This is a genomic window from Streptomyces sp. NPDC048461, assembly GCF_055587105.1.
Genome location: NZ_JBVJGW010000008.1, coordinates 97,153 through 109,898, shown reverse-complemented (window position 1 = coordinate 109,898; position 12,746 = coordinate 97,153). Strand labels below are relative to the sequence as shown.

The window sequence follows — 12,746 nt, the reverse complement described above, 5'->3', positions numbered from 1 at the left end:
CCGGCGCGGGGGCCCCCCCCCCCCGGTACACCACACCCGCCCCGCCCCCCCCCCCCCCCCCCCCCCCGGGGGGGGGGCGCCCGCCCGGCCCCCCCCCCCCCCCCGGCGCCTTCGTGCGTACGGGCGGCGTCCGCTCAGCGCTTCAGGAGGCGGTCCGTCTCCCGCTCCGCAGCGGCTGCCCGCTGCGGAGCGGACGGCCCGTCCGCCTGCCGGGGCCGCACCGGCCACCACAGGGAGCGGCCCAGGAGCGCGGCCAGCGCCGGAACGAGCACGATGGACAGCACGAAGGCGGAGAGCAGGATCCCGAGCGCCGTCGCGAAGCCGATCTGCTGGGTCGAGGGTGCCGGGTCGACGGCCAGGCTCCCGAAGGACGCGGCCAGCACCAGGCCCGCCGTGGCGATGGCGGGCGCCGTGTGCCGCACGGCACGGCCCACCGCCGCGCGGGCCGGGCCGGGACGTTCCATCTCCTCCCGGATCCGGTCACTCATCAGGATGTTGTAGTCGGTGCCGAGGGCGACGACGAACAGGAACAGCACCAGCGGGAGCGTGAAGTCCACGCCGGGCCGGTCCAGCGCGTGCTGGAACACCAGGGCCGAGGCGCCCAGGGTGGCGGCGAATCCGAGTCCGACGGCCAGCATCAGCACCAGCGGCGCCAGCAGGCTGCGCAGCAGCACGAGCAGGATCAGCGCGATCAGGGCCGCCGCCACCGGGAAGACCAGCTTCAGGTCCTCGTCCACGGCGGCCGCGATGTCGGCGAAGACCGCGGTGGTGCCGCCGACGTGCGCCTGCGCGCCGGCGGGCGCGTGTGCCCGGACGGTCTCCCGGACCGGCCCGGAGACCAGGTCGCGCGCCTCCTGTCCCCGCGGGTCGGGCGTCAGGAAGAGGTCGATCCGCGCCGCCCGGCGGTCGCCGCTGAGCACCGGGTCCGCGACCCGGCCCACCCCCGGGACCCCGGCGAGCGACCGGGCGAGTGCTTCGAGGCCGTCCGCGGCCAGGGGCGGGGCGCCGGCCGGTACGCCGACGAGGACGGCGGCGGGATCCGAGACCCCCGCGGGCAGGGCGCGGGCGATCTCGGCCGCGGTCGCCGCCGCGGCGGTACGGTCGGCGCCCGCGCCGCCCTGCCCGTAGTCCACGCGCAGCCCCACGAGTCCGGCGGACAGCGCCCCGAGGAGCGCCACCGAGGCCAGCGCCAGGGTCAGTGGCCGCCGCGCCAATCGCTCGCCCGTCCGCGCGGCCGGACCCGCCGGGGGCTCGCGCCGCAGGGAGCGGGAGGGCCAGAACATCCGGCGGCCGGTGACCGCGAGCAGGGCGGGCATGAAGGTCAGACTGCCCAGCAGCATGACCAGTACGGACAGCGCGATGGCCGGCCCGAGGACCCGGAACTGGCCGAAGGAGGCCACCGCGAGCGTCGCGAACGCGGCGACGATGGTCAGCGCCGCGGAGGTGACGGCCGTACCCACGCGCGCGGCGACCTCGGCCGCCGCCTCGCGCCCGGACTGGTCCGGGCGCGCGCGCAACTGCTCCCGGAAGCGGAAGAGCAGGAAGAGGAAGTAGTCGATGCCGATGCCCACCAGCACGACGTTGATCAGCCCGGGGGTGGACTGCGCGAGGTCCGTGCCGGTCAGCAGGGCCGCCCCGACGACGACGCCGGTGGCGGCGCCGCCGATGACGGAGACCGCGACGAGCGGCAGCAGGGCGGCCAGGACGCTGCGGAAGACCAGGACGTGCAGCAGGACGATGACGCCGACCATGGCGATGCCCACGACCGTCGCCCGGGTCTTCCCCGCGTCGTGCGTGTCCACGGTGTCGGCGAGCGGGCCGGTGAAGCCGGCGCGCAGGCCCGCCTCCGCGAACCTCTCCCGTGCGGAGTCGCGGAAGGCCCGGTAGGTGTCCTGCACGCCGGGATCCGCGGGGTTGCCGGTCAGCTCGACCGACAGCAGTCGGAAGGACCGGTCGGGCGCGGTCATGGCGGGGCTCACGCGGGGGAGTTGGGAGTGGTCCCGGGCGAAGGGGAGCGTGTCCTCGTGCCGGGGCATGGTGACGGCGCGCCGCGCCAGTGCGGCGGCCTCGGTGTCGACGCGCTGCTCGTCGGCGGCGCCGAGCGGTTCGCCGTCGGACCGGGCGACCAGCACCGTGAGGGGGTTGGTGTCGGGCCTGGCCCCGAAGTGCTCCTCCGCGAGCTTCAGGGCGGCGGCCGAGTCGTAGCGTGCGGGCAGGAACCCGGCCTCGCCGGTCTGCGTGGCGCGGAAGAGGAAGGCCTGGCCCAGCAGGGTCGCCGCGATGCCGGCGACGGCCCAGAGGGCGATGACCTTCCACGGACTCCTCGTCGAGAATCCGGTCAGGGCGCGGATCACAGGTCTCCTCCGGTGGGTGCGGTGCCGGCCGGGGACTCCCGGCCGACTCCAGACCATCAGGGGAGCGCGGAGAAAACGTCCGGTCGGGGGAGGAGCTCCGGTCCGGGACCAGGGTCCGGGTGCGGGCCCCGACCGGGACCCTGGTCCTGGTCCCGGGCCGTCCCCGGGGGCGGGGGCGGTGGCGCGGCGGGCGGCCGGTGCCAGAATGGATCACCGGAGAGCGGACGCGCGGCCCCGGCTCCCGCCGGGGCGGGCGGTCCGCGGGGGAGGGACGGCGGGAATGGGCGGGGACGTGGGGGCCGGCGCGGGCGGGGCGCCGGGAGCGGTTCGGGGCGCGGGGCCGGGCGGGTACGCGGGTACGGGGGCAACCGGGCCCGAGGAGGCCCGTACCGACGGGGCCGGCACCGCGGGGCCCGGACCCGGCGCGGGCCGGCGGGCGGCATCCGGGCCAGGGGCGGCTCACGGTGCGGGTGCGGGTGCGGGTGCGGGTGCGGGTGCGGGTCCGGGCGTGGGCGCGGGTGCGGGTCCGGGCGTGGGCGCGGTTCAGGTTCCGGTCACCGGCGGTCCGGCGTGGACCCGCAACGACGCGCTCGTCGCCGTGGGGGCCGCGGCCATCGACCTCGTCAACTTCGCGCTGGGCACCCGGCCCGAGGGCGACCCCGTCACGGTGAGCGCGGCCGCCGCGCTGGTGGCCGCCGCGCTCACCCTGCTGTTCCGGCGCCGGAGGCCGGTCGCCGTCCTGGTCACCGTCCTGCCCTTGGGCGTCGTACTGAACCTCACCGCCCCGGAGACGGCGCACTTCAACTTCACCCTCGCCGTGGCCCTCTACTCCGTGGCCCGGTCCTGCGGCCCGGCGGTCATCACGGCGTCGGTGCTCGCCGCGGTGCCCCTGGCCTCGCTCGGCCTGGGCGGGGGCCTGTTGCCGTACAACCGGTGGCTCCTGCTGGGGAACGCCGTCGTCGCCCTCCTCGTGGTCGGCGCCGCCCTGGGGCTGAACCGCTGGCAGCGGGAGGTCGAGGCCAACAGGGTCCTGCTCGCCGGCCGGGCGGTGGCCGAGGAACGGCGGCGGATCGCGCGCGAACTCCACGACATCGTCGCCCACCACATCACCACCATGCAGCTGATGGCCGGCGGCGCACGGGCCAACCTCGCGCACGACCCGGAGGTGGCGCGCGAGGCCCTGGTCACGCTGGAGGGCTCCGGACGGATGGCGCTGCGCGAGATGCGCCAGCTCCTCGAAGTGCTGCGGGCCGGGGAGGAGCCGGAGCACACCCCGCCGACGCCCCAGCCCGGAACCGGGGACCTCGGCCGGATCATCACCGAGTCCCGGCTCGCCGGGACGGAGACCGAGTTCACCGTGGACGGCCCCGTCCGCCCGCTGCCGCCGACGGTGGGCCTGGCCGTCTTCCGCATCGTGCAGGAGGCACTGACCAACACCCGCAAGCACGCGGGTGCCGCGCGGGCCCAGGTACGCCTGACCTACGGTGCGGACGAGGTCGCCGTCGAAGTGCGCGACGACGGCGCGGGGGCCCGGACGGCCGCCGCGCGGCCCGCGCCGAGCTCCGGGTACGGTCTGATCGGAATGCGCGAACGCGTCGCCCTGCAGGGCGGCACCCTGGAGGCCGCCGCCCTCGACGGCGGCGGCTTCCGGGTCGCTGCCCGCCTCCCGGTCCCCGGACCGTGAGCGGGCGAGGAACGGGGGGAACCACACCGATGATCCGTGTGCTCATAGCCGACGACCAGCCGCTGGTGCGCCGCGGCCTGGCGCTGATCCTCGGCCCCGACCCGGAGTTCGAGGTCGTCGGCGAGGCGGAGGACGGGGCCCGGGCCGTCGCCCTCGCCCGGCAGGTGCTCCCCGACGTCGTCGTCATGGACATCCGGATGCCGGTGCTCGACGGGGTGAAGGCCACCGAGGAACTGGCGCGGACCCTCCCGGAGACCCGCGTCCTGGCCCTGAGCACCTTCGACATGGACGAGTACGTGGTCGCCGCCCTGCGCGCGGGTGCCTACGGGTTCCTCCCCAAGGACGTCTCCCCGGAAGAGCTGGTCGCGGCGGTCCGCACCGTCCACGCGGGGGAGGCCGCCGTCGCCCCGCGGCTGCTGACCCGGCTGATCTCCGCCTACGTACGGGCCCCCGCCCGGCCGCTGCCCGCGGCCGCGGCGCCGCCGGCGGAACTGACGCCGCGCGAGCGGGAGATCTGGCACCTGCTGGCCACGGGCCTCGACAACGCCGAGATCGCCCGGGACCTGGACATCAGCGTCTCCACGGTCAAGAACCACATCACGGGCATCTTCGGCAAGCTGGGCGTCCGCGACCGCGCCCAGGCGGTGATCGCTGCGTACGAATCCGGCCTGGTGGCGGCCGGAGGCGTGAGCGGTTGATCACCAAGTGCCCGTAAGACGACCGGAATACTCCTGGTGACCACACCTCTGACCAGCAAAAACACTGGATGATTCGCCCGTGCGGACAAGGGCCCGTCCATGGCACAGTGCGATCAGCCCAACCGCACGACCAGGGAGCCTCCATGCGTGACACGCACTCCACGCCGCTCGCGGCCGCACCCGAGTGCCTGCCGGAGCCGGGGCCGCTGCCCCGCTGTCCGGTGTGCGAGAGCGCGCCGGAGCGCATCTCCTGGCGCCAGCGCCCGGGCCGGCCGGTGGTGTTGGTCTTCGACCCCTGCGGCCACCGCTGGTCCTCCCCGGCCCCTCCGGTGCTGGCCGTCACCCCACCCCCACCCGCACCCGCACCCGGTCCCCGGCGCGGCAGGGGCTGAGCCCGCGCTCAGACGGCGAGGAACGCGGCGATCCGTTCGGCGAACGCCCCCTCGCCGAGGATCTCGACGCCCGCCTCCGTGGCCTCGGCGACCTTGCTGCCCGCCTTCTCGCCCGCCACGAGCAGCGTGGTCCGCCCGGACGTTCCGCTCGACGACGTGCCGCCCGCCCGCTCGATCAGCTCGCGCACCTTGTCACGGGTGTCGTACGCGGCCAGCGCGCCCGTCATCCTCCCCGTGACGACGACGGTCTGACCGGTGAGCGGGCCCTGCGCCGCTCCGTCGGGGGTCTCCACGCGCGGCTCCACCAGGTTGACCCCGGCCGCCGCCGGTTTGTCGACGACCGGGCCGAGCTCCGCCGGCCGCGCCACGTCCCCCGCGGGGGCGGCGCCGCCGGCCACCTTGCCGGTGGGGGAGGCGGGGCCGGCGTGCTCCGGGTACCGCTCCTCGTACGCCTGTATCAGCCCCATCAGGAGGTCGAAGGAGGCGTCGTCGAGGGCGGAATCACCGGAGCCGTAGTAGGCGGCGGCCGCCCCCAGGGCGGTGGCGATCGCGCCGGCGTACTCGTCTCGGGTGGCCAGGGCTTCGGCGGGGGTCGTCGTCATGCCGTGATCATGGCTCAGGTGTCTGACAACGCCCGGCGCGACGGCGGGGGAGGGGGTGCGGTCCGCACCTCCGGGCCGGTCGGCACCGTCTGGAAGTGCTCAAAGGTGCGTGGTTTCATGGAACTTCGAGCATCTTCCTCCACATCATGGCGGCGCCGCGCTATCTTGCCATGCGCATGCCAAAGCGGTGTGTCCGTGATCCGGACCGCACGAGGAGCTGCCCATGAGACTGCCACGCAACCACAGGCCCGACTGCATTCACAGGCACGACTGCATCCACAGGCGCGCCGCACGCCCGCCGCGCCGCAGGCGCCGCACGCCCGCCGCGCTGCTCGCGGCGCTGCTCGGCGTCACGGGCCTGGCCGCCGCCGGGCAGTCGGCCGCGCCGGCCGCCGCCGCGCCCGCCGGAGCCACCGCCACCGCAGGCGACGCCACCGGCCTCACCCGGTCCGGCAACACGTTCACGGTCACCACGTCCAGCGGCGCCAAGGCCCGCGTGGTCGTCGCCCGCGCCGACATCTTCCGGCTGTGGCTCTCGCCCGACGGGGTGTTCACCGACGATCCGGCGGGCACCGACCTCGCCCCCACCACCGAGTTCGGACCGGTGACCGCGGCCCACACCGACGCCGGCGCCCACTACCGCATCACCACCGGATCCCTCTCGATCCGGGTGAACAAGTCCCCCCTGCGGTTCTCCGTGTACCGGGCCGACGACACCACCCCGGTCTGGCAGGAGGCCCGGCCCACCAGCTGGACCGGCGGCCGGACCACCCAGTACCTCGCGCGCGGCGCGGACGAGCAGTTCTACGGCACCGGCCTGCGGCTCGGTGCGTGGGCGCTGCGCGGCAAGACGGTCCCCGTCGCCGTCGACAACGCCTGGCGCGAGAACTCCAACGCCAGTCCCGCCCCGTTCTACATGTCCACCAACGGGTACGGCGTCATGCGCAACACCTGGGCCCCGGGCTCCTACGCGTTCGACGCCCCGTCCGCCCTCACCCACGACGAGAACCGCTTCGACGCCTGGTACTTCACCGGCGACTCCCCGAAGTCCGTGCTCGACGCGTACACCGACGTCTCCGGAAAACCCTTCCTGGCACCGCAGTGGGGCTTCGAGCTCGGCAACGCGGACTGCTTCAACGCCTCCAACCCGGAGTACCAGGGCGACCACGACCGCCTCCGCCACCAGACGACCCCCGACGTCGTCGGATACGCGGCCGACGCCCGCGCCGCCGACATGCCCTCCGGCTGGTTCCTCCCCAACGACGGCTACGGCTGCGGCTACACGGCGCCCCTGAAGTCCACCGTGGACGCGTTGCGGGCCAAGGGCTTCCAGACCGGGCTGTGGACCTCCACCGGCCTCGGCTCCATCGCGGACGAGGTGGGCACCGCGGGAAGCCGCGCAGTCAAGACGGACGTCGCGTGGATCGGCAGCGGCTACAAGTACGCCTTCGACGGCGTCCGGCAGGCCGTCGAGGGCATCGAGAAGAACTCCGACGCCCGGCGCTTCGTGTGGACCGTCGACGGCTGGGCCGGCACCCAGCGCAACGCCGTCGTCTGGACCGGCGACACCCGCGGCACCTGGGACGACATGCGCTGGCACGTCCCCGCGATCGCGGGCGCCGGCCTGTCCGCCCTGAACTACGCGACCGGCGACGTCGACGGCATCTTCGGCGGCAGCCCCCAGACGTACACCCGCGACCTCCAGTGGAAGGCCTTCACCCCCGCCTTCATGACGATGTCCGGATGGGGCGCGACCGGCCCGTCCGCCGGGTACCAGGACAAGCAGCCCTGGCGGTTCGCGGAGCCGTACCTCTCCATCAACCGCAGGTACCTCCAGCTCAAGATGCGGCTGATGCCGTACCTGTACACGATGAGCCGAGTCGCGCACGAGACCGGCGTTCCCAGCACCCGCGCCATGGTCCTGGAGTACCCCGACGACCCGGTGGCCCGGGGGGACGCCACCAGCGGCCAGTTCATGGCCGGGGACTCCCTCCTCGTCGCGCCCGTCGTCTCCGACACGGCCGTCCGGGACGGCATCTACCTCCCCGCCGGCACCTGGACGGACTACTGGACGGGGAAGACGTACGCGGGTCCGGGCTGGCTGAACGGATACCGCGCCTCCCTCGACACGCTGCCGCTGTTCGCCAAGGGCGGGGCGATCGTGCCGATGTGGCCGCAGATGAACCACACCGGCGAGAAGCCCGTCTCCACCCTCACCTACGACATCCACCCGCGCGGCGCCTCCGCCTTCAGCCTGTACGAGGACGACGGCCGCACCCGGGCCCACGAGAACGGCGCCTACGCCCGCCAGCAGGTGGACGTGACCGCCCCGGCATCGGGTTCCGGCACGGTCACCGTCGCCGTGGGCGCCCCGACGGGCGACTACGCCGGCAAACCGGCGTCCCGCGGCTACGAGTTCACCCTCCACGTGGCCTCCGCGCCGGGCACCGTCACGGCCGACGGCGCCGCCCTGCCGCGCCAGGACTCCAGGGCGGCCTACGACGCCGCCGCCACGGGGTGGTTCTTCGACCCCGCCGACCGCTCCGGAGTCCTCCGGGTCAAGACGGGGGTGAAGGCCGGTGCGTTCGCCGTCGCGGCCACCGGTACGAGCGTCCCGCCGGCCGAGGCGCTGCCCTCGTCCGCTCCCATCGCCCAGGCGGGCTGGTCCCTGGTCTCCGCGGACAGCCAGGAGAACGGCGCCGAGAACGGCGCGGCCCGCAACGCGTTCGACGGGAACCCGGCCACGCAGTGGCACACCGCCTGGTCCACGGGCACCCCGGCCGCGCTTCCGCACGAGGTCGTGATCGACCTCGGGGCCCGGTACGCCGTGGACGGCCTCGGCTACCTGCCCCGCCAGGACGGCGGGGTCAACGGCCGCATCGGCGCGTACGAGATCCACGTCTCCGACACCGCCGCCGACTGGGGCCCACCCGTCGCCGGCGGCACCTTCCCCGACACCCCGGCCGCCAAGAACACCGCCCTGCCCGCCACGGCCGGACGCTACCTCCGCCTCAGAGCCCTGACGGAGGCGGGCGGCCGCGGTCCCTGGACCAGCGCCGCCGAGATCACCCTCACCGGCCGGCCGGCCCCCCTCCCGGCCGCCGCCACCCTCGTCAACGGCGCCTCCGCCACGTGCCTGGACCTGCCGGGCAGCGCCACCACACCCGGAACCGCACCCACCCTCTACACCTGCCACGGCGGACCCAACAAGCGCTGGACCCTCCGGCCGGACGGGCGGCTCACCGGGCTCGGGGGCGTCTGCCTCGACGCGGCCGTTCCCTCCCGCACCACGGTCCGCACCTGCGACGGCAGCGCCGGCCAGACCTGGCAGGCGGGCCCCCAGGGGACCCTGCGCCATGCCGGGCAGTGCCTGGCCCCGGTCGGCTCCGCCCCCGGGAACGGCACGACCCTGCGCCGCGCCGCCTGCGACGGCACCCCGGCCCAGCGCTGGACGTTCACCCCCTGACCGCGCCCGGGGCCCGGCCCGGCAGCCGGGCCGGGCCCCGCCGTGCGCCCGCGGGCCGGGCCGCCGGTGCGGCAGGATACGGGGGTGGACATCACGGAACTGGCACGGCGGGCGGGAGCGCTGGCGGACCGGGCCGGTCCGGGCGGCCGGAGCATCCTCGGGATCGCCGGGCCGCCGGGGGCCGGCAAGTCGACCGTGGCCGCGGAACTCGCCCGGACCCTCGGGCCGGACGTCGCCGTGGTGGTGCCGATGGACGGCTTCCACCTGGCCGGGGCCGAACTGGTCCGGCTCGGCCGGGCCGACCGCAAGGGCGCTCCGGACACCTTCGACGCCGCCGGGTACACCGCCCTCCTGCGGCGCCTGCGCGAACCGGGCGCCGACCCGGTCTACGCCCCCGCCTTCGACCGGTCGCTCGAGGAGCCGATCGCCGGAAGCATCGCGGTGGCGGCCCGCGTGCCCCTGGTGATCACGGAGGGCAACTACCTGCTGCACGACGCGGGGGAGTGGGCACGGGTGCGGCCCCTGCTCGACGAGGCCTGGTACCTCGCCCCCGACGACGGGCTGCGGATCGGTCGTCTGGTCGCCCGGCACGTGCGCCACGGCAAGGACCCCGAGCACGCGCGGGCGTGGGTGGCCCGTTCGGACGAGGCCAACGCCCGGCTCGTCGCACCGGGCCGGGACCGGGCGGACCTGGTCCTCGACACCGGCTGACGCCGGCCCGCCCCCGGCCCCCGGGATGCCGCCGCGCCGCCGGGGTCAGCCCTCCTCGCCGTGCGCGGCCTCGCGCAGCGCGCGCAGGAAGAGCTGGAAGTCGGCGTCGTCGACCGCGTGGACGCTCTGCCGGAGGTTCACGGCGCAGTCGCCCACCAGGGAGACCGCGAACTCCAGTACGGCGACCTCGCTGCCGGAGGCGCGGCGTGACCACCGCGGGGTGCGCAGCAGCCGGGCGAGGCCGTCCCAGTCGATCGTTCCGGTCTTGCCGATCAGGGGGCGGCCGGCCGCGTCCGCCAGTTCCGGGTCCTCGGTGAAGCGGCGCAGCCAGAGGCCGTCCTGATGGGACCCGAGGAGCCGGGTGGCTGCCCGGACGTGCTCGTTGTCGACGTCCTGCAGCAGTTTCGCGGCAAGTTCCGCACCCGTCACTTTGTTGACCGACACCGGATTCTCCGTTCCCTGGGGGGATGGGGCCGGAGCCGGCCCCGCCCCACTGTGTCCGGTCCCGCCCGTTCCCGGGCGCCCCACACGCCCGCCGGTCCCCCGGACGACCGTCAGGCGGCGCCGCCCGGGGCGTTCCGGCCGCGGTGCGCGGGGCAGGATCCGGACGGGACGACGGGGGTGGTGCGGCGTGTGGCGGAGCTCGTGTCCGGGTACCCGGCAGCGAACACCGTCACGTCGAAGGGGGCCGCGGCCACGCGGACCGTCCGCCACGTCCGCCCCGTTGCCCCACGCCCCGCCGGCGACCGCCCGCGGATCCACCGGCCCCGCAGCAGACCGGAGAGACCCGATGCCAGTGACCCCGCACCTCGTCTACGCCCGCGAACCGATCCCGGCTTCCGGGCCCAGTGTCTTCCTCGCCGGTCCCACCCCGCGCGCCGACCAGCCCGTTGCGTCCTGGCGGCCCGACGCGATCGGGGAGCTCGCCGCCCAGTGGGCGGGCCGGCAGCGGCTGACCGTCCTCAGCCCGGAGTCGCGGGGAGGCTTCCGCGCCGCCGACTACGACGACCAGGTCGACTGGGAGACCGATGCCCGGCAGCACGCCGACGCCATCCTCTTCTGGATCCCCCGCGACCTCGCGTCCCTGCCCGGCTTCACCACGAACGTCGAATTCGGCCTCGACGTCGCCACCGGCCGGGCCGTTCTCGGCTGCCCGCCCGACTGCCCCAACCCCGAACGCAACCGCTACCTCATTTACGTCGCCCGCCGCCACGGCGTACCCGTACGCGAAACCCTCCACGACACCGTCGCCGCTGCGCTCACCCTCGTATCGGCGGCGGCCACCCGGTAGGAAGGCATCCCCCTCTTCAATATTGACTCTGAATGTGACTACCTTGACAGCCCTCATTGTCAAATCTAGAGTGCGGTCAGCGCTCTGCGTGAGGTCGCGTCGAGCTGTGTTCGTCTGGGTCACCGAGAGGGGCAAGCGTGTCTTCCGAATATGGGCGTTTGATCTGGCGCAACGGCACCTTCATGCCGTGGGAAGAGGCGACGGTGCACATCAGTTCCGTCGGGCACGCCTCGGTCTCCGCCGCTTTCGAAGGCGTGCACTCCTACTGGAGCGGCACCCGCGGGACGCTGCACGGATTCCGGCTCCACGACCACATGCAGCGGCTGCTGGACTCGCTCCGGCTGGGCTGGATGGAGCCCGCGTTCGACGCGGACGAGCTCGTCGCGGCCACCGTCGAGCTGCTCGGTTCGTGGGAGACGAGCGGCAAGGACCTCTACGTGCGCCCGTGGGGCTTCGCCGGAGGGACGCACAAGGAACAGATGGTGCCGCGCGGCACACCGGCCGAGATCGCCATCGAGACCTGGGAGTTCGAGAGCAAGCTCGGGCAGGGGCGCACCTGCACGCTCGCCGTCAGCTCCTGGCCCCGCTTCAACCCGGGCGCCTCTCCGGCCTCGATGAAGGTGTTCTCGAACTACCACAACGGCAGGCTGGGCAACATCGACGCCCGCGCCCGCGGAGCCGACTGGCCGGTCTTCCTCAACGGCTCGGGGAACGTCACCGAGTCGTCCGGCTCGTGCATAGCCCTGGTCAAGCGCGGCCGGCTCATCACCCCCGACCTGGCCAGCGGCGTCCTGGACAGCATCACCCGCAACACCCTGTTCCAGCTCGCCGAGGAGGAGCTCGGCCTGTCCGTCGAGGTCCGGCCCGTGGAGCGGACGGAGCTGTACCTCGCCGACGAGATCTTCCTGATGGGGACCGCGGCCGAGGTCCTGCCCGCCGTGGAGGTCGACGGGTTCCCCCTCGGCGACGGCAAGACCGCGGGGGAGATCACGCGGGCGCTGGAATCCTGCTACCACGACACGGTCCGCGCCGTCACGGGCCGGCACGACGAGTGGCTCACTCCGGTCCCGGCGGCGCCGGCACGCTGAAGCGCGGTTCGGCCGTACGGATGCGAGCGGCGTAGAGCGCCGGATCGAGGCCCAGCACCCGGAAGGTGGCCAGCCGTACGAGCAGGACCGGATGCGCCCCGCGGCGGTAGAGGGCGGCGACGTCGCCCCGCAGCAGTTCGTCCCGCTCCGCCGCGGTCAGCGGCCGGCGGGCGAGCTCCCGCCGCGGGTCCGCGCGCATCCGTTCCAGGGTGTGCGGATCGTGCGCGATGTCGTAACAGAGACGGTCGATCGCGTGGACGCCCATCGGCGTGTCCTTTCGTCCTCTTCTTGCTCTTCTTGCCGTGTCGCCCCTCGCGGCGTGTCCACGGCCCGTGTTCCGCGTACCCGCACCTCCTCCCGCCCCGGGGGGGGGGGGGGCGCGGCCCCCGGCGGGGGGGGGGGGGGGGGGGGGGGGGGGGGGGGGGGGGGGGGGGGGCCCCCCCCCCCCCCCCCCGGGGGG

The 12,746-nt window shown here is 74.9% G+C and carries 11 protein-coding genes; 7 read left to right on the top strand and 4 right to left on the bottom strand.

All coding sequences use genetic code 11. The features are described from left to right. Positions 1–134: 134 nt before the first annotated feature. On the bottom strand, positions 135–2,354 hold the full coding sequence (locus ACZ6S8_RS16300; protein WP_469456195.1) for an MMPL family transporter: 2,220 nt from the start codon (positions 2,352–2,354) through the stop codon (positions 135–137). Positions 2,355–2,886: 532 nt separating this feature from the next. Here ACZ6S8_RS16300 and ACZ6S8_RS16295 point away from each other — a divergent pair. From ACZ6S8_RS16295 to ACZ6S8_RS16285, 3 genes are all read left to right on the top strand, one after another. Continuing rightward, positions 2,887–4,038, top strand: a complete 1,152-nt coding sequence (locus ACZ6S8_RS16295) for a sensor histidine kinase (RefSeq protein WP_469456193.1) — start codon at positions 2,887–2,889, stop codon at positions 4,036–4,038. A gap of 29 nt (positions 4,039–4,067) precedes the next feature. After that, on the top strand, positions 4,068–4,736 hold the full coding sequence (locus ACZ6S8_RS16290) for a response regulator (RefSeq protein ID WP_469456191.1): 669 nt from the start codon (positions 4,068–4,070) through the stop codon (positions 4,734–4,736). A 143-nt stretch (positions 4,737–4,879) separates the two neighbouring features. After that, positions 4,880–5,128 (top strand): hypothetical protein, encoded by a 249-nt coding sequence (locus tag ACZ6S8_RS16285; protein ID WP_469456189.1) that lies wholly within the window; start codon positions 4,880–4,882, stop codon positions 5,126–5,128. Positions 5,129–5,136: 8 nt separating this feature from the next. Here ACZ6S8_RS16285 and ACZ6S8_RS16280 read toward each other — a convergent pair whose 3' ends face one another. Beyond that, positions 5,137–5,730 carry a BRCT domain-containing protein gene (locus ACZ6S8_RS16280; RefSeq protein ID WP_469456187.1) on the bottom strand — a complete coding sequence of 198 codons (594 nt, stop codon included), beginning with the start codon at positions 5,728–5,730 and terminating at the stop codon, positions 5,137–5,139. Positions 5,731–5,953: 223 nt separating this feature from the next. On the opposite strand from ACZ6S8_RS16280, the gene ACZ6S8_RS16275 reads away from it, so the two are divergent. Both ACZ6S8_RS16275 and ACZ6S8_RS16270 read left to right on the top strand, forming a co-directional pair. Continuing rightward, positions 5,954–9,196, top strand: coding sequence for a TIM-barrel domain-containing protein (locus ACZ6S8_RS16275; protein WP_469456185.1), 3,243 nt, complete (start codon positions 5,954–5,956; stop codon positions 9,194–9,196). A gap of 84 nt (positions 9,197–9,280) precedes the next feature. Next, the gene (locus ACZ6S8_RS16270) at positions 9,281–9,907 is read left to right on the top strand and encodes a nucleoside/nucleotide kinase family protein (protein WP_469456183.1); all 627 of its coding nucleotides are present in this window, start codon (positions 9,281–9,283) and stop codon (positions 9,905–9,907) included. Positions 9,908–9,952: 45 nt separating this feature from the next. Here ACZ6S8_RS16270 and ACZ6S8_RS16265 read toward each other — a convergent pair whose 3' ends face one another. Beyond that, complete coding sequence (locus ACZ6S8_RS16265; protein ID WP_469456181.1) at positions 9,953–10,351, bottom strand: hypothetical protein; 399 nt, start codon at positions 10,349–10,351, stop codon at positions 9,953–9,955. 346 nt (positions 10,352–10,697) lie between these two features. Here ACZ6S8_RS16265 and ACZ6S8_RS16260 point away from each other — a divergent pair, with 346 nt between their 5' ends. Both ACZ6S8_RS16260 and ACZ6S8_RS16255 read left to right on the top strand, forming a co-directional pair. After that, entirely contained in the window at positions 10,698–11,198 is a 501-nt protein-coding gene (locus tag ACZ6S8_RS16260) for a nucleoside 2-deoxyribosyltransferase domain-containing protein (protein WP_469456179.1), read from the top strand. A gap of 158 nt (positions 11,199–11,356) precedes the next feature. After that, positions 11,357–12,286 carry an aminotransferase class IV gene (locus ACZ6S8_RS16255; RefSeq protein ID WP_469456177.1) on the top strand — a complete coding sequence of 310 codons (930 nt, stop codon included), beginning with the start codon at positions 11,357–11,359 and terminating at the stop codon, positions 12,284–12,286. Here ACZ6S8_RS16255 and ACZ6S8_RS16250 read toward each other — a convergent pair. Next, entirely contained in the window at positions 12,255–12,551 is a 297-nt protein-coding gene (locus ACZ6S8_RS16250) for a hypothetical protein (RefSeq protein ID WP_469456175.1), read from the bottom strand. The genes ACZ6S8_RS16255 and ACZ6S8_RS16250 overlap by 32 nt on opposite strands. Positions 12,552–12,746: the final 195 nt, after the last annotated feature.